We start from the raw sequence: 20,670 nt of genomic DNA on the forward strand, positions 1-20,670 counted from the left end.
TCGAACGGCCCGAAATTCTTGCAGGGCTCCATTCGCACGCAAATTTTGCGATTCGCTCAATCCTTGTGCGCCGCACAAGGATTGAGCTTGATGTCTGTTATTTGTGCGAGCCGCGCATGTGTTAACGACGCGTTCACGCGGCTTCGACGAAGCGATGGCGCTCATAGAGAAATTCGAGCACGCGCTGCCGGCACTTTAGATAAGTGGCGTTGGTCGCGAGTTCGAGCCGCTTGCGCGGGCGTGCCAGCGGCACCTCCAGCACCTCGCCGATGCGCGCGCTTGGCCCGTTCGTCATCATGACGATGCGGTCGGACAGCAGCACCGCCTCGTCGACATCATGGGTGATCATCAAAATGGTGTTGCCGAGCTTCTGATGCAGCGCCATCACCGAGTCCTGCAAATGCGCGCGGGTCAGCGCGTCGAGCGCGCCGAAAGGCTCGTCGAGCAGCAACACTTTCGGCTCCATCGCGAGCGCGCGGGCGATGCCGACGCGCTGCTTCATGCCGCCGGAGATCTCCGATGGCCGCTTGTCCTTGGCATGAGCCATCTGCACGAGGTTGAGATTGTGCATCACCCAGGCGTCGCGTTCCGCCCGCTTCTTGGTTTTGGCGAAGACCTTGTCGACGCCGAGCCTGACGTTCTCGTACACGGTCAGCCACGGCAACAGGCTGTGGTTCTGGAACACCACCGCGCGATCCGGACCCGGAGAGTTCACCTCGCGGTTCTCCAGGAGCACGCCGCCGGTGGTGGCGACGGTCAATCCCGCGATGATGTTGAGCAGGGTCGACTTGCCGCAACCGGAATGGCCGATGATCGAGACGTATTCGCCCTTCTCGATGGTGAGACTGATATCCTTCAGCACCTCCGTGGAGGCATTGCCGCGGGTAAAAATCTTGTCGATGTGGTCGAGCTTCAGATAAGCGGTCATGTGCTTCCCCTCTAGTTCGGCGCGGTGCCGCGGGTGACGATCTTGCCGGCGCCCGCGATCAGGCGGTCGAGCACGAAACCGATGATGCCGACATAGAACAGCGCCAGGATGATCTCGCTGATGTGCGAGGAATTCCAGGCGTCCCAGATGAAGAAGCCGATCCCGACACCGCCGATCAGCATCTCGGCCGCAACGATGGCGAGCCAGGACAGGCCGATGCCGATGCGAAGCCCCGTGAAGATGTAGGGCGCCGCGGCCGGGATCATGATCTTGGAGAAGAACTCGAGCGGATTGAGCTGCACCACGGCCGCGACGTTGCGGTAGTCCTGCGGGATGTTGCGGACGCCGACCGCGGTGTTGATGATGATCGGCCAGACCGAAGTGATGAAGATAACGAAGATCGCCGAGGGCTGGCCGTCGCGGAACGCGGCGAGCGACAGCGGCAACCAGGCGAGCGGCGGGATCGTGCGCAAGACCTGGAACAGCGGATCGAGCCCGCGCATGGCCCAGACCGACTGGCCGACCAGCACGCCGAGCGCGATACCGGCAATCGCCGAGAGCGAATAGCCGAAGGCGACGCGCTGGAGGCTGGCGGAGAGATGCCAGAACAGACCCTTGTCGATGCCGCCATGGTCGAAGAAGGGATCGAAGATCAACTCCTTGGTGTCCTTGAAGACCTTTGACGGCGGCGGCAGGGCCGAGCCGGCGCGGCGGCAGACCAGCTCCCAGATCAGCGCCAGCAGCGCGACCACGACCAGCGGCGGGATCACGCGCACGGCGGTCTCCCGCGCCATGCGTGCGTAGGCCTCGGTGCGCGGCGGCCGCTTCGGCGTCATCGCGACAACAGGCGCGGCGACAGAAGCAGGCGCCGCGGTCTCAACCTCAATCTTGGTGGCAGGCATGTTCATCGCAATATCTCTCCGGCTTCAAAAGACGATGCGGCCGCCCTGGGGCGGCCGCTGCTCCATCAGACTTCGACGCGCTTGATCGCGAGTGACTTCAGATAGGCCGCCGGATTTTCGGGATCGAACACCTTGCCGTCGAAGAAGGTCTCCTTGCCGCGCGAGGTGGAGGCCGGGATGTCGGCGGCGGCAACACCGAGCGTCTTGGCCGCATCGCGCCACATGTCCTCACGATTGACCTTGGCGATCAACGCCTTGGTGTCGAAGTTCGCCTCGTACTTGCCCCAGCGGATGTCCTCGGTGAGGAACCAGAGATCGTGGCTCTGGAACGGATAGGAGGCCTGGTCGCGCCAGTACTTCATGATGTGCGGTGAGTTCTCGACGACCTTGCCGGCAATGCCGTAGTCGAACTTACCGGCGGTGCGGTCGAGGACGTCCTCGACGGGGCAGTTCATCCACTGCCGCTTGCCCATGATGGCGGCGAGCTCGGCCTTGTTCTCGGCCTTGTCGGCCCATTGCTGGGCTTCCATCACCGCCATCAGCAGCGCCTTGGCGGCCTTCGGATATTTGTCGACGAACGCGGCGCGCATGCCGAACGACTTCTCCGGATGCTTGTTCCAGAGCTCCCCGGTATTGATCGCGGTATAGCCGATGTTCTGATGGATCAGTTGCAGGTTCCAGGGCTCGCCGACGCAGAAGGCGTCCATGGTACCGACCTTCATGTTGGCCACCATCTGCGGCGGGGGCACCACGATGGTCTCGATGTCCTTGTCGGGATCGATCCCGCCGGCGGCGAGCCAGTAACGGAGCCAGAGGTCGTGGGTGCCGCCGGGGAAGGTCATCGCGGCCTTCACGGCCTTGCCCGAGGCCTTCTTCTTCTCCAGCGCCGCCTTGAAAGGCGTGGCGTCGACGCCGAGCTTCAGGTCGGCATATTCGTTCGCGACGGAGATACACTGGCTGTCCAGATTGAGCCGCGCCAGGATGTACATCGGCGTCGGCTGGTTGTTCTGCGTCACCTTGCCGGCCGAGATCAGATACGGCATCGGGGTCAGGATATGCGCACCGTCGATGCCGTTGCCTTCGGAGCCGAGCACGAGATTGTCCCGCGTGGTGCCCCAGGAGGCCTGCTTCTGCACGTCGGTGTCGGGCATGCCGTATTTGGCGAACAGGCCCTTGTCCTTGGCGACGAACAAGGGGCCGGCATCGCTCAGCGCGATGAAGCCGAGCTTGGCGCCCTTGACCTCCGGGCCGGCGTCCTGCGCGAAGGCGCCGGCGGGGAAATTCAGTTTTGCGGCGGCCAGGAGGGCGGCGGTCGAGCCGGCGGCCTTCAATAATTGACGGCGGCTGAGGCCAGTGTCCGACGGCCGGCGGGTGCGCTTGGTCATAGGCGGTATCGTCCTTTGCGTCGTTGCAGAATGATTGCGTCAGTGCACACGAGCAGCCCGTCCGTCCGGCGATGCCTGAAGCAGCGCATGCGAACGCGCAACGGGAGACCCCCGTCTGGCGGCGTCGGCAATTCGGATGAGAAGTCTCGCGGGACGGCTTCAATGGCGTCAGCCTGGAACTATTCAAGCTTCATGCCAAGCCAGCCATCGATAAAAATGGCATACATTCAATCGGTTACAGCTACCGCGCCAGTCTGTCGCAGGCGCGTTGCGCACGCCAAATTCGCGTATTGCTCATTATTTGTGCGACGCACAAAGCTTGTGCAGTCGCCTAACCGAACGGCCGCGAACCTCGCAAAACTCAGACCAGCGAAGGCGACATCTATTTGATCTTGCTACGTTTTTAAAACCACCCCGAGCGGCACGTAACTTGCATTTCCGTAGGCGTCAACGAAGACTGCGGCTTAGCCGCACTGATGCAGGCGCTGGCGGCTGCATCCCGGAAGCTCAACTGCTTCGCGGCAATTCTCGGCTCGTCGTCGTGGCGCGATTCCCAAGGCTTCCAACTCTCCATCGCCTCGTGCGCGGCAGGCCAGCCCGCACGGCCAGTGACGTTCAATCGCCCTCACAGGAGGGCGTGATCTCTCTTACGAAGCAAAAGGAACCATTGATGTCGTATCTCGCGCCTTCGGAATTCGTCACCAAAATGGTGGATGCGGGCGAGTCCAAAGTTTTCATGTCCACCCGGGATACCATCATCCGTGCCTACATGGCCGGCGCCATCCTGGCGCTGGCGGCATGGTTCGCCGTCACGATCAACGTGAACACGGGCCAGCCCCTGGTCGGCGCACTGCTGTTCCCGGTCGGCTTCGTCATGCTCTATCTCCTGGGCTTCGACCTCCTGACCGGCGTGTTCGTGCTCTCGCCGCTGGCCCTGATCGACAAGCGTCCCGGCGTCACGCTTGGCGGCGTGCTGCGCAATTGGGGTCTCGTCTTCGTCGGCAATTTCGCCGGCGCCTTCACCGTGGCCTTCATGATGGCCTTCGTCACGACCTTCGGCTTCACGCAAGACCCCGACAAGGTTGGCGCCGCCATCGGAAACATCGGCGAGGGCCGAACGCTCGGCTATGCCGCGCATGGCGCCGCCGGCATGGCGACCCTGTTCCTGCGGGGAATGCTCTGCAACTGGATGGTTTCGACCGGCGTCGTCGGCGCCATGATCTCGACCTCGGTCCCGGGCAAGGTGATCGCGATGTGGATGCCGATCCTGGTGTTCTTCTACATGGTGTTCGAGCATTCCGTCGTGAACATGTTCCTGTTCCCGTCGGGCCTGATGCTGCACGCGAAGTTCTCGATCATGGATTATCTGATCTGGAACGAGATCCCGACCGTGCTCGGCAATCTCGTCGGCGGCCTCGCCTTCACCGGCATGACCCTCTATGCCACGCACGTCATGACCCAGCCGAAGCGCCAGGCCGGCAAGAGCACGCCCCCCCGCGTCGCGGCCTGAGCAGGCACCTCTCGACAGAGGAGCCTCACCCGATCAGGGTGAGGCTCCCCTTTGCCGGTGATGACGATGACCCGCGGACTTCAGATTTCGGTCGGCCAGCATTCCGACAAGGGTCGCAAACCCATCAACCAGGACTTTCACGGCGTCCTCGTTCCGGACGAGCCGATGCTCAGCCTGAAGGGCATTGCGGCCGTCCTCGCCGACGGCATCTCGAGCAGCACGGTGAGCCAGATCGCCAGCGAGTCGGCGGTCAAGAGCTTCCTGATGGATTATTACTGCACGTCGGAATCCTGGACGGTGAAGACCTCCGCCCGCCGCGTGCTGGACGCCACCAATTCCTGGCTGCACGCACAAACGCGCAAGAGCCAATATGCCTATGACCGCGACAAGGGCTATGTCTGCACCCTCACCGCCATAGTCATCAAGGCGACCACCGCGCACATCTTCCATGTCGGCGACTGTCGCGTCTATCGTGTCGCCGGCAAGGCGCTCGAGCAGCTGACCGATGATCACCGCATCATCGTGTCCTCAGAGCAGACCTATCTCGGCCGCGCGCTCGGCATCAATCCGCAGCTCGAAATCGACTACCAGAGTTTCGAGATCGAGGCCGGCGACACGTTCCTGCTGGCGACCGACGGCGCCTATGAATTCGTCGACGCGCGCTTCATCACGAGCGCGCTCGGCGAGCATGCAACCGAGCTCGACGGGGCGGCGAAGGCGATCGTCGATGAAGCCTACCGGCGCGGCAGCGACGACAACATCACAGTCCAGATCTTGCGCATCGACGCGGTGCCGCAGCGTGAGCCGGCCGGCATCTTCAATCAAACGTCACAGCTGCCGCTCCCGCCGCTGCCGGAGCCGCGGGCCATCTTCGACGGCTACAGGATCGTCCGCGAAATCCACGGCAGCAGCCGCAGTCACATCTACCTTGCCGTCGACGCAGTGACCGACGAGCCGGTCGCGCTGAAGCTGCCGTCGATCGATCTGCGCGACAATGCCGCCTATCTCAAGCGCTTCCTGATGGAGGAGTGGATCGCGCGCCGGATCGACAGCCCGCACGTGCTCAAGCCGCTGTCACAGTCGAAACCGCGCAGCTATCTCTACGTCGCGACCGAATTCGTCGAAGGACAGACCTTGCGGCAATGGATGACGGACAATCCACGCCCCGATCTCGAAACCGTTCGCGGCCTGATCGAGCAGATCGCGGCGGGCCTGCGCGCCTTCCACCGCATGGAAATGCTGCATCAGGACCTCAGGCCCGACAACATCCTGATCGACAAGACCGGCACCGCGAAGATCATCGACTTTGGATCGGTCAGGGTAGCGGGCGTCGCGGAGGCCGCGCCGCAGGAGGAAACCGACGAAATTCTGGGAACGGTCCAGTACACGGCGCCGGAATATTTTCTGGGGCAAGGCGGCTCGCCGCGCTCCGACATGTTTTCGCTCGCCGTGATCTGCTACCAAATGCTGACGGGAAAGCTTCCCTATGGCAGCCAAATCGCCAGGATCCGGCGCAAGGCGGACGTGCGGAGGCTCAGATATCGCCCGGCCGACGACGACCGCAACGTGCCTGCGTGGGTCGATGGCGCGCTCAGACGTGCGCTTCATCCGGATCCCTACAAGCGGCACGAGGACCTCTCCGAATTCGTCTTCGAACTTCGCTCGCCCAATCCGGCCTATCTCGACACGCGGATCACGCCCCTGCTGGAGCGCAGTCCCCTGATGTTCTGGAAATTGACCACGGCGGCACTCGCCTGCGCCGTCGTGGTCCTGCTCGCGATTTTGCACGCGCGCTGATCAAGGGTGTAGCCACGCAAGGGTCACCACGTGATGGACGTGCCCGTGCCGTCAGGCAGAGGCCGCGATCTCGGAGACGAAGTCGCGATAGGAGCGCAGGGGACGGCCGAGCAGCGCGGTCAGCCGCTCGACGTCGCCGGCCTCGGGGACCATTCCCTCGGTGAGGAAACGCTCGCTCATCAGCCGCATGTCGTAGGCCATCCAGCTCGGCATGAACTGCCGGAGATTCTTCTCGAAGCCCGCGATATCGTCACCGGGATAGGCGATCGTGCGACCCAGCACCTCTGACCAGACGGCGGCGACTTTCGCGCCGGTCAGCAATTCGGGACCGACGAGATTGATGCGGTCCAGCGCAAGCGGCGCTGCGGCGCGCTCACGACGGATGAGCTCGAGGGCCGCGATCTCGCCGATGTCGCGCGCATCGATCATGGCGAGCCCTCTGCTCCCGATGGGCATCGGATAAATGCCGTATCCGGTCACCACGTCCTTGATTGTGAGATCGTTGTTCATGAAGTAGGCGGGGCGCAGGATGGTGGCGTTGAAGCCCATCTGCTCGATCATCCGCTCGACGCCGAACTTGCCGGCGAAATGCGGGACGTTCACGTAACGATCGCTGTGGATGACCGAGAGGTAGACGACGCGCTCGACGCCGGCCTCGCGGGCCACGTTGAGCGCGATCAGGGCCTGCGTGAATTCATCGGACACCACTGCGTTGAGCAGAAACAGGGTCGAGACGCCCTTGAACGCGCCGCGCAGCGAGTCGACGTCGAGCAGGTCGCCCTGCACGACGGTGACGCCCGCCGGGAGGTTTGCCTTTGCGGGATCGCGGGCGAGAGCGCGGACATCGGCGCCGCGCTTGACGAGCTGTTCGACGACATTGCGGCCGATGGTGCCGGTCGCGCCGGTAACGAGGATGGTCATGGGGATCACTCCGGGTTGGGGTCAGAAGACACAAGGGAAATTAGTGATCCACATTTAAACCGATAGACGCTATATCTAGACAGACCGTCTCACTGGTGGAACGATGGACCTGCTCGCACTCGCCGATTTCAATCTCGTCGCCCGGCACGGCGGGTTCGGACGCGCCGCACGGGCCGCCGGGCGCCCGAAAGCCACCCTCTCCCGCAGGGTCGCGGAGCTGGAAGCCGCGCTCGATCTGCGCTTGTTCGAGCGCGGCGCCCGCACCCTGAAACTCACCCAGGAAGGACGTGCCCTTTACGAGCGGACGGGGGCATTGCTCACCGAGCTCGACGAGACGGCGGCAGCGATCGCTTCGGGTGGGGACAGCCCGCGCGGCGGAATGCGGATCAGCGCGCCTTTGCTGTTCTCTCAGACTGCGATGGGGAAACTCGCGGCCGGGTTCGCGCTCAGATATCCGGAGGTCCGTCTTGAGGTCACGACAGAAGATCGCTCCGTCGACATGGTCGAGGAGGGGTATGATCTGGTGATCCGGGTCAATCCCGATCCAGATGACAGCCTTGTCGGACGAATCTTTCTGCGCGATCGGCTGGTGGTCGTGGCGAGCCCGGACCTGGAACGACCGAGGGACGGTATCAAGGTGCCGGCTGTCATGCGCGGAGCGGGCGACCAGCTGACAAGCTGGGAAGTGACGTTGCCAAGCGGAACATCGCGCATCGCCGTTGATCCAGTCCTTCGCCTGTCATCGCTCGTCATGGTCCGCGATGCAGTCCGGGCGGGCGTCGGCGCCGCACGCCTTCCGGTGTCACTGGTCAGTCACGACCTGGCTGCCGGCACGCTGGTGCATTGGGGCGACATCGACGGACCGGAGATCGCGTTGTGGACGCTCTATCCATCGCGCCGGCTCCTGAGCGCGCGCGTATCCGCCTTCCTCGACTTTATGAAAGAAGCCTTTCCGATGGGGACGCCTGACGAGCTGGCGGCCTTTATCGGGAGATGAAAGGCTGCTCGCGCCTGACCGTCAGGCCGGCTCATCCGCCTTCGTCCCCAGCGGCTTCGGCGCCATGCCGCCGCCCGGCTTGAGGTGGAATTCGTAGCTCATCAGGTGCCACTGCCCGTTCGCCTTGGTGCCATCGGGCATTGCCGGATCGTTGCGCGGCTCGACCTTGGCGACGAGGTCGTCCTTCACACCGAACACCACGTCGGAATCCAGATATTTGTCGCCATCCATGAAGACATGGGTGATCAGCGGCTCGTAGCCCTTCGCATTGACCAGGAAGTGCACGTGCGCGGGGCGCATCGGATGACGCTTGGTCTGCATGATCATCTCGCCGACCGGGCCATCGGTCGGGATCGGGTAGCTGCACGGCAAAATGGTGCGAAAGAAAAAGCGGCCGTCGCTATCCGTGATGAAGCGCGCCCGCGCCGAGGCGCCGACCTCGTCATAGTTCGGCTTCTGTGAATCGTAGAAACCGTCATCGTCGGCATGCCAGACATCGACGGGGACATTCGCGAGCGGCTTGCCGTTGAGATCCGTGACGCGGCTCTGCACGAACATCCGTTCGCCGGCTTGATTGTTCGGAGAGATGTCGGTGCCGTGCGCCGTCACCTTGTGCTCGCCGACATAGAACGGCCCGAGCACGGTAGTCTGGGTGGCGCCCTCGCGCTCGCGGTGATTGACCGCGTCGACCAGCATGGAGACGCCAAGCACGTCGGACAAGAGGATGAACTCTTGGCGAGTGTCAGTGCATTTCTGGCCGGTGCGGCTCAGGAAATCGATGGCGTATTCCCATTCTTCGAAGGTGAGACCGGTCTTGCTCACGTAATCGTGCAGCGACTTCACCAATTCCTGGAGCAGGAATTTTGCGCGCGGGTTTGGCGTATTGTCGAAGCTCTTGACGACGGCTTCGGTGAGCTCGGTCTCGTTGAACTGGGTCATGGTGCGTTTGCCTGCGTTTTCTCATTGCCCCAAGGGGCTCCTTCCAGGGCCTTCCTGGAGGTGTTCCAAGGCGGAGTCTACACCAGTCGGCCGGCCGGCGTTAAGCACGACACGCTTGGAATGGGGCCGCCATTTCGGCTATCAACCTTCCAAGAAAAGCTGTCCGGAGGAACTGATGCTCGCCCCCACCCCCGCCTCGCCCGAATCAGTCGGCATGTCCACGGCCGCGCTCGAGCGCGTCGATGCGCATCTGAAGAGCCGGTACATCGATGCCGGCCGCTTCCCGGGCACGCATCTCCTGGTCTATCGCCGTGGCAAGATCGCCCACAGCTCGGTGCAGGGTTTTGCCGACGTCGAGCGCAAGCTGCCGGTCAAGGACGACACTATCTACCGCATCTATTCCATGACCAAGCCCCTCACCAGCGTCGCCTTCATGATGTTGGTCGAGCAGGGCCTCGTCGCGATCGACGAGCCCGTCGCCAAGTACATCCCGGAATGGAAGGATCTCGGCGTGTTCGTCGCCGGCACCGCGCCCTCCTTCCTGACCCGGCCGCCGTCGCGGCCGATGCTGATCGTCGACCTCCTGCGCCACACCTCCGGGCTGACTTACGGCTTCCAGCAGCGCTCCAATGTCGATGCCGCCTACCGCACTGAAAAGATCGGCGAGGTCGAGAAGGCAGGCACGCTCCAGACCATGATCGAGAGCCTGGCAAAGATCCCGCTGGAGTTCTCACCGGGCGAGGCCTGGAACTACTCGGTCTCGACCGACGTGCTCGGTTATCTCGTGGGCAAGATCTCGGGCATGCCGTTCGAGCAGTTCCTCAAGACACGCATCCTCGATCCGCTCGGCATGGCCGACACCGACTTCCACGTGCCGGCTTCCAAGGCGCACCGGTTCGCCGCCTGCTACTCGGCCGATCCGGGCGGCGGCATGACCTTCCATGCCGGCCAGCGCCGCGAGGGCCTGACGCTCCAGGACGATCCAACCAAGAGCTCGTTCCTGTCGCCGCCCTCCTTCATCTCGGGCGGCGGCGGGCTGTGCTCGACGGCGGCCGACTATCTCACCTTCTGCCGTGCGCTGCTCAACGGCGGCGAGCTCGGCGGTGTCAGGCTGATCGGGCCGAAGACGCTGGCGCTGATGACGGCCAATCACATTCCGGGTGGACGCGCGCTGCCGGAGGTGTCGCGCTCGCTGTTTGCGGAAGCCGCCTACAACGGCATCGGCTTCGGCCTCGGCTTCGCCGTGACCATGCGCCCGGCCGAGACACTGGTCGCCGGCAGCCCCGGCGAGTATAATTGGGGCGGCGCGGCCACGACGTCGTTCTGGATCGATCCGGCCGAAGAGCTGATCACCATCTTCATGACGCAGGTGCTGCCGTCCAGCGCCTACCCGCTCCGGCGCGAGCTGCGCAGCATGGTCTACGCGGCGATCACCGAGAGCAATCTCTAGACAAAATGCACTGATCCCGCGGCATCAGAGCCGCGGGATCGAGCCCCGCTCATTTCAACATCTCCGGCACGATCAACCGCGGCAGGAACAGCGACACGCTTGGCCAAACGATGAGTGCCGCCAGCACGAGCAGCATGGGAATCAGCATGATCACCGTGTCCTTCAGCGCATAGCGCAGCCGCACCCCGGCGATCGAGCACGCGATCATCAAGCACAGGCCATAAGGGGGCGTCACCAACCCGAAGGCCAGCGAGACGATCGAGATGATCGCAAACTGCACCGGATGAAGGTCGACCGATTTCGCCAGCGGTTCGAGAACGGTACCGACGATGATGATCGCCGGAATGGCGTCGAGGAAACAGCCCACCACCAGAAAGCAGAAGGCGATGAAGAAGCCGGCCCCGATCGCGCCCATGCCCCAGGTCGAGACGTTGGCCAGCAGTTCCTGCGGGATCCTGTAATAAGCCAACAGCCAGCCGAACGCGCTCGCGGTGCCCACGCAGAACAGCGCGACCCCGGCCAGACGCCCGGTGTCGAGCAGTGCCCTGTAGAGTTCGCGCGCGCCGGTTTCACGGTAAAAGAATGTCGACAGCGCTACAGAATAAAGCACTGCGACGCAGGCGGATTCGGTGGCGGTGAACCATCCCAGCAGAATGCCGCCAACGATGATGAATGGCGTCATCAGCGCCGGTATCGATCGCCAGATGGCGCAGCGCATCTCCACCCAGCTTGCCTTCGGATATGTCGGATAACCGCGGCGCGTCGCGTAGACATGCACGGTCGCCATCTGTGCTCCCGCGATCAGCAATCCCGGCACGATGCCCGCGAGATACATCGCGGCGATCGAGGTCGAGATCAGCCCGCCCCACACGATCATCAGAATCGAGGGCGGGATGATGACGGCGAGCACGGCCGAAACCGCGGTGATAGCGATGGAGAACGAGAGGTCGTAACCCTCCTTGGTCTGGGCATCGATGAATATCTTGGACTGGCTCGCCGCGTCCGCAGTGGAGGAGCCGGAGATGCCGGCAAAGAACACCGAGAGTACGACGTTGATCTGCGCCAGCGATCCCGGCCAGTGCCCGACCATCGAGCGCGACAACGCGACCAGGCGGTCGGTGATGCCGCCGATGCTCATCAAGTTCGCGGTGAGCAGGAAGAACGGCACCGCCAGCAGGATGAATGAATTGTAGGCGTTGAAGGTTTCCTGCGCGAGCGTCATCAGCGACAGATGCGGCTCGATCAGCAGAATCGGCACGCAGGCAAGGCCAAGCGCGAAGGCAACCGGCACGCGTATGATGAGCAGGCCAACGAAAGTACCGAACAGGACCATCGCGGCCTGTCCGGCAGAAAGAATATTGCCGCTCATCGATTTGCCCCAACCAGAATCCGCATCTCGTCGACAATCTGTTCACCGGCGAACACGATCCAGGTCACGCCGGCGACCGGCCAGGCGACGTGAATCAGCCAAAGCGGCAAATCGGCCAGCTCCGATGTTCTGTTCCAGGCAAAGCGGGTGAACTCGATGCCGGCGGATACGAACACCAGTGCCAGCGCCAGCACGCCGAGCCGCGCGAGAATCCGCACCATGGCTTCGCTTCGGCGTGACAGCTCAGGCCAGACGTCGACTTCAAAATGCTGCGACTCTCTGATGCCGACCATGGCGCCGATCATGATCGTCCAGATGAACATGAACCGCGCCATCTCCTCGGTCCAGATGTAGGATGGAATCAAAGGCGTGTAGCGCGAGATGATCTGCAACGTGACCGGAACGACCAGAATGCCGACACAGGCGGCGAGCAGGATCTCCAGCAGTTTTGCATAGGCCGCCGTTGCTCGGTGCCATGGCGACGGGTTCGGCGGCATCGACATTTCAGTCATCACGGCTCCGGGGGATCACAATCACGGAATGGGGCAAGCCGTCCGGCTTGCCCCGACGTCCTGTCGCGTGGGCAGCGACAGTTCTCAGACGACGTTGATCTTCTCGAAAATGCCTTCCGCGCCGATTTCCTTGGCGTAGGTGGCCATCACGGGGTCGGCGAGCTTCTTCATGGCATCTCGCTCCTCGAACGGGACCCGCTTGAGCTTGCCGGCCTTCTCGAGCGTGTCGAGCTTGACGACCTCCTCGCTCGACTCCAGTTGTCGGCCATAGTCGCCGGCCTCCTTGCCGGCCTTCATGATCGCGTCCTGCAAGTCCTTGGGCAAGGTCTTCAGCGTCTTCACCGAGAAGCAGATCGGCCGGATCGACACGGCGTGCTGGGTCAGGTTGAGATGCGGGGCCACTTCGTAGAACTTCATCGCCTCGACGCCGGCCGCCTCGTTCTCGCCGGCCGATATCACGCCGTTCTGGATCGCGTTGTAGATTTCGTTATAGGCGATCACCGTCGGGCTCATGCCGACGGCCGCAAAGGTCTTCGACCAGATCGGCGCGCCTTGCACGCGCACCTTGAGGCCCTTGAGGTCGGCGAGATTCTTGAGCGGCTTGTTGGCGAAAATATTGCGGATGCCGCCGCCGGAATAGCCGATCAGAACGACCTCGGCCTTGGCCGCAACCTCGTCGGCGATCGGCGCCAGGATATTGGCTTCAACGACCTTGTTCATGTGATCGATGCCCTTGAACACGAAGGGCGCGTCGATGAACGGGGCCGCCTTGGCAAAGGTCGACATGTGGGCCGGCGAGACGATGCCGTAATCGACCGCTTTGCCCTGCGACATGTACTCGAAATACTGTTTTTCGAGACCGAGCGAAGAGTTCCTGTGCAGCGTGAAGTTGACGGGCTTGCCGTAATACTTCTTCACCAGCTCTTCGAACCGGAGCAGTGCCCGGTTGAAGGCGTGGTCGTCGTTGAACTGGACCGCGCCGTTCAGCGTGACGGGTGTCTGCGCCCTGAGGATCGACGGCATTCCAATCGCAGCCGCCGCCGTGGTCGCACCGAGCCCAGCGAGAAATGATCTTCGCTTCATCGTCTCCCCTCCCTTTGATGCTCCGGCCCTGTAGCCGGGCCGTGAGCGCAGCCGGCATGCGGCTGCGAGAGGGAAGCGTATGGAAAACGTCGGTGGGACGGAAGTCTTTTCGCGTGCGCCGGAGGTATTCTTCGTCGCAGGTACTCCTGCACGACCTGCTGCACTGCAACTCGCGCTCCTGCTGGCGCGCGGCAGGTCACATGGGCGGCCCCCAGTCTCGGAGACGGAAGACTTGCTCGTCGGCGAAGACTTGCGGACCTGTGCGCGTCACGCACAGACCCGCTCGTCTTCCACTGCAGGCTAGTGCAGATGGCCAATCACAGACCCGCTCGTCTTCCACTGCAGGCTAGTGCAGATGGCCAATCAAATAGATGCCGCCACCGATCACCAGAACGGCCGGTACGGCCCACAGAATCAGAACTGGCATTGTGTCATCCTCCTCAGTTGGACGTGCAGACCTTCACGGTCTTCATGCCGCTTTCAGCCTCGGTGCGCGACTTGTAGATCGTGCCTGACGGGCTGACGACGGTCATGGACGTGTCCGTCGGCTTCTTGTCGACGATGCTGCACTTCTTGGTCTTGACGTCCTGCACGACGTAGAACTCGTCGGCCGCGAACGCCGGCAGGGACAATGCAGCAACCATCAGTGCTGCGGTTGCTATTCTCAGCTTCATACGATCCTCCTCCAATTGCCGGGCATTCCAGCCCGATCGAATTCTAAACGGGAAGAAGTGGCAATTTGTTCCGGTTCCGGAGGGAACGTCGTCGAGGATGGGATGTTGTTGGAGCGCTTATTCCAACGAGGAGAACAAGATGAAAAAGCTATTGCTGGTTTCCGCCGCGGCGGTCTTGATTTCGACCGGCGCCTTCGCGCAGTCCACCGTGGTGACCACGACCGGGACCGGCCACGCGGCTGCTGTTCAGATCGAGCCGCAGTACCGAACCAAGATCAAATCCTACATCACCGAGCATCGCGTCCGCCCGGTCACGACGAAGGAGAAGATTGTTGTCGGTGCGGCAGTGCCGAGCGACGTCGAACTCGCACCCGTTCCCGCGGACTGGGGTCCGTCGCTGACGAAATATCGCTACGTCTATTCCGGCGATCGCGTGATGCTCGTCGACCCCGGTTCGCGCACCGTCGTGCAGGAAATCGATTGATCAAGGCTGAAGGGCGACCGCCGAGAGGCGGCCGCCCTACCCGGAGTTCTGCACATGAAATCGCATCGAGAGGCCCGGATCGCCGGGCTCAGCCTGGCGGCTGTCTACGCCGTGTGTCTGTTACTGACCGCCGTTAGCATGAGCTGAGGCGTAACCAGGCACTGCGCTGCAACATCTTGCCCCTGCAACATCTTGCTCCTGGACGGCTCGCCGGATCTGAAAATCATGGCGCAGCGTAAGTCCCGCCCGTATGGTCTCCCCAAAATCATAATCCGGCGCCGCTGCGCTGGAACCGGGACGCCTGCGTTTGTCAAAGCTCACCCTGCCGGTCCGGCTCGCTCTTCTGGTCACGGGAACGATGTTGCCGCTGATCGTCTTCGCGGTCGGTATTGCCGTCTACAATTACAAGCAGGACCGGAACGACGCGACTCGCCGCGTGCTGGAGAACGTGCGCAGCATGCGCCTCGTGCTGGATTCCGAGGTGCAGCGGATGACGGGAGGTCTGCAGGTCCTTGCGCTGACGAATTCGCTGCGCAATGACGACTTCCAGAACTTCCGCCGCATCGCGCTCGGATTCGTCGATCAGTACGGCAAGGGCGGCCTCGTGCTGATCTCCGATCGCAGCGGCCGGCTGTTGTTTTCCTCCGCAACCGAGGACACCGCGAGCCTGCCGCCTCGCGGTCATCTCGAAATCATCGAGAAGGTGTTTGCGACCAGATTGCCGCAATATTCCGACCTGTTCACCGGCGCGATCGATGGGCGACAGGTGCTCACCGTCGAGGTTCCGGTGCTCCGCAACGGCGAGGCGATCTACGACCTCTGCTTCAGCCCGCCGATCAGCATTTTCCAGGATCTGGTGGAGAAGCAACAGCCCGACAAGCTTTGGACCGTGTCGCTGCTCGACAACAAGGGGATCGTATTCGCGCGTGCGCCGAACCCCAGCGAAACGTTCGGCAAGCGCGCTTCGCCCTCGCTCTATGCCGAGATGTTCCGCAACAGCGAGGCATCGCTTCCGGCGGTATCGCTCGATGGCGTCGCCTTGGCCGCAGCCTACACACGGTCGCAGCTGACCGGATGGACAGTCGCCGCCGGTGTCGCCGAGAGTTCGCTGATCGCGCCACTCTGGCGCAACATCGCGATCACCAGCTTGATCGGCGGCATCCTGCTGCTGACCGGCCTGACCTTCGCGGTCAGGATGGCAACCACGATCGCACGCGGCGAGATGCTGCACGATCTTCTGATCGAGGAGCTCAACCATCGTGTCAAGAACACGCTGGCCTTGATGCAGGCGATCGCGGTGCAGACATTCCGAAGCTCGAGCCGGGATGAGCGGACGAAATTCGAGGGCCGGCTTAGCGCGCTGGCCGAAGCGCATAATTTGCTGAGCCAGGAGAAATGGGCGGGCTCCGAGCTGCGGGACGTGATCGCCCGCGCGCTCCAGCCGTTCCTGCTGAACAGTCCTGAGCGCATCCACATGGCCGGACCCGCGGTGCCGCTGTCACCACGGCTCGCCGTGGTGCTGTCGATGATCGTGCACGAGATCGCCACCAACGCCGCAAAGTACGGCGCGCTATCCAACGAGACCGGCGGGGTGACGCTGGAATGGAAGGTCATCGCTGATGCGCCGAAGCTGCGGCTACGCCTGATCTGGACCGAAATCGGCGGGCCGCCGGTGACTGCGCCGGTGCAGCGCGGCTTCGGCTCGCGCCTGATCGAGCGCAGCGCGCGCGACCAGCTCGGCGGCGAGGCGACCGTCGACTTCCTGCCGCGCGGTGTGGTCTGCACGGTGATTTGCACGCTGGACGAGGCGCGGTGAACGGAGACATCGGCGATGAAGATCACCAATGTGCGCACGCACATTCTGGAGGCAAAGCTCTCGCAGCCCTTCGCTTACTCGCGCGCCTGGTACGACACGCGCACCGCGATGCTGGTCGAGATCGAGACCGATGACGGCCTTGTCGGCTGGGGTGAATGCTACGGCCCGGCACGGATGACGGCGGCGGTGGTGGAGAGTGTGGCGCCGTGGCTGATTGGCGAGGATCCGTCGCGCACCGACGTGCTGTGGCAGATGGTCTACGCTCGCTTGCGCGATCACGGCCAGAAGGGCGTGATGATCCAGGGGCTGAGCGGCATCGACATCGCGTTGTGGGACATCAAAGGCAAGAATTTTGGCGTGCCCGTGCATCAGCTTCTCGGCGGCGCCGCGCGCAAGGAGGTGGGAGCCTATGCGACCGGTCTCTATCGGCGCAAATCAGGCGACCCGCTCAAATATCTACCGGAAGAAGCGGCCGGTTACGTCGCGGAAGGATTCCGTGCCGTAAAGCTGAAGGTCGGCTTCGGCATCGCGGAGGATGCCGCGGTCACCCGCGCGGTGCGCGAGGCGATCGGCCCCGATATCGCGCTGATGGTCGATGCGAACCACGCCTATGACGCGGTGGCGGCGATCCGGCTCGGCCGCCTGATCGAGCGCCATGACATCGGATGGTTCGAGGAGCCGGTGCCGCCGGAGGACGTCGCGGGCTATCGCGCGGTGAAATCCGCGCTCACGATTCCGGTCGCCGGCGGCGAGTGCGAATTCACGCGCTTCGGCTTCCGCGAGCTGTTCGTCTCGCATGCGCTTGACATCGCCCAGCCCGACACCTGCGCGGCCGGCGGCCTCACCGAATGCAAGAAGATCGCCGACATGAGCGAGGCGTTCGGCATCCGCTACAATCCGCATGTCTGGGGCACCGGCATCGCGATCGCCGCCTCACTTCAGCTCCTCGCCGTGCTGCCGTCGCACACGCCGACTTCGCTGTCGCCGATCGGGCCGATGCTGGAGTTCGACCGCACCGAACATCCGATCCGGCACGCAATTTTGAAGGAGCCGATCGAGCACGAGAAGGGCATCGTACAGGTGCCCGACGGCCCAGGCCTCGGCATCGAGATCGACCGCGAGGCGCTTGCGCGTTTCGCGGCGAACGCCTAACCGATCGTCTGCAACGCCGGGAACGTCTCCAGCAGCCAGATACTCACATTTGAGACCGCGCCGGTGAGGAATCCGATGCCGGTGATGACCATCAAGACGCCCATGGCGCGCTCGACATTGACGAGATGCCCCTTCATGCGCGCGAACAGCTTTGAGAACTGCTCGATCATCAGGGCGGCGATCAGGAAGGGGATGCCGAGACCCGCGGAATAGACCGCGAGCAGGCCGGCTCCCTTCGTCACCGTCGCTTCGGCTGCGGCAACCGAGAGGATCGCGGCGAGGATCGGCCCGATGCAGGGCGTCCAGCCAAAGGCAAAGGCGAGCCCCATCACATAAGCGCCCCAGAGGCCGACGGGCTTGGGCGCAGTCAAGCGTCCCTCGCGCATCAAGAGGCCGATGCGCGTCAGGCCCAGGAAGTGCAGGCCCATGACGATGATGACGATGCCGGCGACGATCGAGAGTTCGGCCGACCAGGCGCGGACCAGCCCGCCGATCAGCGAGGCGCTGGCGCCGAGCGCCACGAACACCGTGGAGAAGCCGAGCACGAACAGGAGCGCCGACATCATGATCGCGCGTTTGGAGGCCGAAGCGGGCTCGTCGCTTTTGACGTGTTCGATCGTGGCGCCCGTCAGATAGATCAGGTAGGGCGGGACCAGGGGCAGGACGCAAGGGGAGAGGAAGCTGACGAGGCCGGCAATCAGCGCCGCCGGGATCGAGACATTTTGCATGATGCAGTCGGAGCCATCTCAGGCGCCGGCGCGGCGCGCGGGGAATGCGCGCGGCGCGGAGCCGAACCGGCTCTGGTGTAGCCGATGCTAGCGAATGCGCAACAGAGGCGCACAAAACCAGGGCTCCCCCCGATGCCGTCTGTGATCACAGATGCGGCATCGGGACACGCACAAATCTCGCCAAAAAGCGAAATTCGGCGGCGCGGCTACTTCACCACACGGAGCAGCGGACGCCGGGGCTGGTCCTGCGTCTGCTTGGAAGGGGGCTGCGGTTCTTCGCTAGCAGCGCTCCGCAGCATTTCGTCGCACAGCGCCTTGAGATCGGCACCGTCAATTCCTTTGAGTTTCATCCGCACGTCCAGGATGACAATGGACAGCAGCTCGGCCGACTCACGGCTGTTGCTCTCGTTCAGAACCCTGCGGCACTGTTCAAGCGTTTCCAGCACCGACTGCAACTGTTCGTCTGAATGCGACACCGGCGTTCTTTCCGTTAATTCGGCCTGTGAGACGTGGTTGTGACGACCTCTTTGGCCCCCATGGAGCTTCGAGGATAACACGGGGCCGTTGCGGGGCCGAACATGATTTCAGCCTGTTTCTGCGTTGAAACCGCGGTTCCGGCGAGCATCGCGTCGCGCCGCCGGCTATCGTCGAAATGCCCGATCGTAAAACGCCTGGCGTGCTGCACTTGATCCGTCGCGGGAGGCGGCACCGGCTCCCGCGCAACGACATTCATTGCGGACCGCGCCGACGATCCTGCAGCCATCTCATGGCTCGCAACGGAACTCACGCCACACCCCTCAGCCGGGCGATGGTCTGCCCGATTCTCAACCCTTGTTCTCAACCTTGGCAGCACCCCGATACCACCCGCAGCATAGTAAGGATGACGTTCAAAACTCGTCGTTCCCTAACCCGCCGTGGTTGTGGTTTGCGCCAGATTCTGCCAGTTTAGCGACCCGAAGGGACTTGTATGCACTCCTTGGCGGAAAGGGGCGTTCCACTGGAGGAACGCCCAAAGACAAACATCAGCGGGCTCTCGGACTGGGATGCGGCGCGCATTTTCCTGGAAGTGGTCCGATGCGGAAGTTTCCGCTCGGCGGCCGAGCGCCTGTCGCTGTCGATCAACGCCGTCCGCCGCCGGATCGATGATTTCGAACGCCAGACCGGCACCACTCTGTTCACCCGCGATGTCCACGGCACCCATCTGACCGACGAAGGCGCCTTGGTGGTCTCCGCCGTCGAGCAAATGGAGGCGGCTGCGTTCGACGTGCTGCGCACCAGCGATTCGACGGCAAACGCCCTGTCCGGCGAGGTCCGCGTCGCCGTGACCGAGGGATTGGGCACATTCTGGCTCGCCCCCCGGCTGGTCGAATTCCAGCAGGCCTATCCGAAGATCCTGGTCGACCTGCATTGCGCGATGCGCTCGGCCGACGTCTCCCGCCACGAGGCCGACGTCGCCATTCACCTGTCGCGGCCTTCGACGCTCGATGTCAAGCTGGTGCGGCTTGGCCGCATGCATCTGATGTTCTGGGCCTCCGAGAAATACATTTCAAAATATGGCGCGCCGCGTTCGGCGATGGAGTTGATCAAGCACCGCCTGGTGCTGCAGTTCGCCGACCAGCTCGCCGCCAAGCAAACTTTCGAGAGCTTCTTCCCCGGCGTTCCGGAGCGTGACCTTCTGGTCATGAAGACCAACGTCTCAAGCGCCAACTACTGGGCGGTCGCGAATGGCGCCGGAATTGGCGTCTTCCCGAGCTACGCCATTGCGCTTGGCGGGAAGTTGATTCCACTGGAAGTCGAGCTGAACAGACCGCTGGATATCTGGTTGTCTTACCATCCTGGTAGCGGCCGGATTCCGAGAGTGCGGCACATGATTGACTGGCTGATCGAAGCCTTCAATCCGGCGCGTTTCCCGTGGTTTAAGGAAGAGTTCGTGCACCCGCATGAATTCAAGGACGAGTATATGGGCGAACCCCTGACCCAGCTCTTCGGGGGGTTTTCAACCGAAGACCGATGAGAAAAAAGA

19 protein-coding genes are annotated in these 20,670 nt (G+C 63.0%); 8 read left to right on the forward strand and 11 right to left on the reverse strand.

What is annotated here, in order from left to right; all coding sequences use genetic code 11:
• Positions 1-133 precede the first annotated feature (133 nt).
• From IVA88_RS07995 to IVA88_RS08005, 3 genes are read right to left on the reverse strand one after another with little or no spacing between them, the layout of a single operon-like run.
• On the reverse strand, positions 134-928 hold the full coding sequence (locus IVA88_RS07995; RefSeq protein WP_247496733.1) for an ABC transporter ATP-binding protein: 795 nt from the start codon (positions 926-928) through the stop codon (positions 134-136).
• 11 nt (positions 929-939) lie between these two features.
• Positions 940-1,836, reverse strand: coding sequence for a nitrate ABC transporter permease (ntrB, locus tag IVA88_RS08000; RefSeq protein ID WP_247496734.1), 897 nt, complete (start codon positions 1,834-1,836; stop codon positions 940-942).
• Between the two features lie 59 nt (positions 1,837-1,895).
• Positions 1,896-3,215, reverse strand: a complete 1,320-nt coding sequence (locus tag IVA88_RS08005) for a CmpA/NrtA family ABC transporter substrate-binding protein (protein WP_247496735.1) — start codon at positions 3,213-3,215, stop codon at positions 1,896-1,898.
• A gap of 670 nt (positions 3,216-3,885) precedes the next feature.
• Here IVA88_RS08005 and IVA88_RS08010 point away from each other — a divergent pair.
• Both IVA88_RS08010 and IVA88_RS08015 read left to right on the forward strand, forming a co-directional pair.
• Positions 3,886-4,725, forward strand: a complete 840-nt coding sequence (locus IVA88_RS08010; protein WP_247496736.1) for a formate/nitrite transporter family protein — start codon at positions 3,886-3,888, stop codon at positions 4,723-4,725.
• A gap of 60 nt (positions 4,726-4,785) precedes the next feature.
• On the forward strand, positions 4,786-6,522 hold the full coding sequence (locus IVA88_RS08015) for a bifunctional protein-serine/threonine kinase/phosphatase (protein WP_247496935.1): 1,737 nt from the start codon (positions 4,786-4,788) through the stop codon (positions 6,520-6,522).
• 51 nt (positions 6,523-6,573) lie between these two features.
• Here the strand turns inward: IVA88_RS08015 and IVA88_RS08020 are convergent, their stop codons facing one another.
• Complete coding sequence (locus IVA88_RS08020; RefSeq protein ID WP_247496737.1) at positions 6,574-7,443, reverse strand: NmrA/HSCARG family protein; 870 nt, start codon at positions 7,441-7,443, stop codon at positions 6,574-6,576.
• Between the two features lie 103 nt (positions 7,444-7,546).
• On the opposite strand from IVA88_RS08020, the gene IVA88_RS08025 reads away from it, so the two are divergent.
• Positions 7,547-8,440 carry a LysR substrate-binding domain-containing protein gene (locus IVA88_RS08025; RefSeq protein ID WP_247496738.1) on the forward strand — a complete coding sequence of 298 codons (894 nt, stop codon included), beginning with the start codon at positions 7,547-7,549 and terminating at the stop codon, positions 8,438-8,440.
• A gap of 21 nt (positions 8,441-8,461) precedes the next feature.
• On the opposite strand, the gene IVA88_RS08030 is transcribed toward IVA88_RS08025, so the two are convergent.
• The gene (locus IVA88_RS08030; RefSeq protein ID WP_247496739.1) at positions 8,462-9,379 is read right to left on the reverse strand and encodes an intradiol ring-cleavage dioxygenase; all 918 of its coding nucleotides are present in this window, start codon (positions 9,377-9,379) and stop codon (positions 8,462-8,464) included.
• Positions 9,380-9,554: 175 nt separating this feature from the next.
• Here IVA88_RS08030 and IVA88_RS08035 point away from each other — a divergent pair, with 175 nt between their 5' ends.
• Positions 9,555-10,829 (forward strand): serine hydrolase domain-containing protein, encoded by a 1,275-nt coding sequence (locus IVA88_RS08035; RefSeq protein ID WP_247496740.1) that lies wholly within the window; start codon positions 9,555-9,557, stop codon positions 10,827-10,829.
• Between the two features lie 49 nt (positions 10,830-10,878).
• Here IVA88_RS08035 and IVA88_RS08040 read toward each other — a convergent pair whose 3' ends face one another.
• The 4 genes from IVA88_RS08040 to IVA88_RS08055 form a co-directional block, all read right to left on the reverse strand.
• Positions 10,879-12,198 (reverse strand): TRAP transporter large permease, encoded by a 1,320-nt coding sequence (locus IVA88_RS08040; protein WP_247496741.1) that lies wholly within the window; start codon positions 12,196-12,198, stop codon positions 10,879-10,881.
• On the reverse strand, positions 12,195-12,710 hold the full coding sequence (locus IVA88_RS08045; RefSeq protein ID WP_247496742.1) for a TRAP transporter small permease: 516 nt from the start codon (positions 12,708-12,710) through the stop codon (positions 12,195-12,197). The genes IVA88_RS08040 and IVA88_RS08045 overlap by 4 nt, the downstream gene beginning before the upstream one ends.
• Before the next feature lie 84 nt (positions 12,711-12,794).
• Positions 12,795-13,793 (reverse strand): TRAP transporter substrate-binding protein, encoded by a 999-nt coding sequence (locus IVA88_RS08050; protein WP_247496743.1) that lies wholly within the window; start codon positions 13,791-13,793, stop codon positions 12,795-12,797.
• Between the two features lie 440 nt (positions 13,794-14,233).
• Positions 14,234-14,467, reverse strand: a complete 234-nt coding sequence (locus IVA88_RS08055) for a hypothetical protein (RefSeq protein ID WP_247496744.1) — start codon at positions 14,465-14,467, stop codon at positions 14,234-14,236.
• Between the two features lie 139 nt (positions 14,468-14,606).
• Between IVA88_RS08055 and IVA88_RS08060 the strand changes: the two genes are divergently transcribed.
• The 3 genes from IVA88_RS08060 to IVA88_RS08070 all read left to right on the forward strand — a co-directional run bounded on the left by IVA88_RS08060 (position 14,607) and on the right by IVA88_RS08070 (position 17,919).
• The gene (locus IVA88_RS08060; RefSeq protein WP_247496745.1) at positions 14,607-14,951 is read left to right on the forward strand and encodes a DUF1236 domain-containing protein; all 345 of its coding nucleotides are present in this window, start codon (positions 14,607-14,609) and stop codon (positions 14,949-14,951) included.
• 358 nt (positions 14,952-15,309) lie between these two features.
• On the forward strand, positions 15,310-16,767 hold the full coding sequence (locus IVA88_RS08065) for a sensor histidine kinase (RefSeq protein WP_247496936.1): 1,458 nt from the start codon (positions 15,310-15,312) through the stop codon (positions 16,765-16,767).
• Between the two features lie 15 nt (positions 16,768-16,782).
• Entirely contained in the window at positions 16,783-17,919 is a 1,137-nt protein-coding gene (locus tag IVA88_RS08070) for a mandelate racemase/muconate lactonizing enzyme family protein (protein ID WP_247496746.1), read from the forward strand.
• Here IVA88_RS08070 and IVA88_RS08075 read toward each other — a convergent pair.
• Both IVA88_RS08075 and IVA88_RS08080 read right to left on the reverse strand, forming a co-directional pair.
• The gene (locus tag IVA88_RS08075) at positions 17,916-18,647 is read right to left on the reverse strand and encodes a cytochrome c biogenesis protein CcdA (protein WP_247496747.1); all 732 of its coding nucleotides are present in this window, start codon (positions 18,645-18,647) and stop codon (positions 17,916-17,918) included. The two genes, IVA88_RS08070 and IVA88_RS08075, sit on opposite strands and share 4 nt — an antisense overlap.
• Before the next feature lie 206 nt (positions 18,648-18,853).
• The gene (locus IVA88_RS08080; RefSeq protein WP_247496748.1) at positions 18,854-19,123 is read right to left on the reverse strand and encodes a hypothetical protein; all 270 of its coding nucleotides are present in this window, start codon (positions 19,121-19,123) and stop codon (positions 18,854-18,856) included.
• Positions 19,124-19,614: 491 nt separating this feature from the next.
• Here IVA88_RS08080 and IVA88_RS08085 point away from each other — a divergent pair, with 491 nt between their 5' ends.
• Positions 19,615-20,661 carry a LysR family transcriptional regulator gene (locus tag IVA88_RS08085; protein WP_247496749.1) on the forward strand — a complete coding sequence of 349 codons (1,047 nt, stop codon included), beginning with the start codon at positions 19,615-19,617 and terminating at the stop codon, positions 20,659-20,661.
• Positions 20,662-20,670: the final 9 nt, after the last annotated feature.

Origin of the sequence: Bradyrhizobium sp. 149 (assembly GCF_023073915.1) — a bacterium.
Lineage (GTDB): Bacteria > Pseudomonadota > Alphaproteobacteria > Rhizobiales > Xanthobacteraceae > Bradyrhizobium.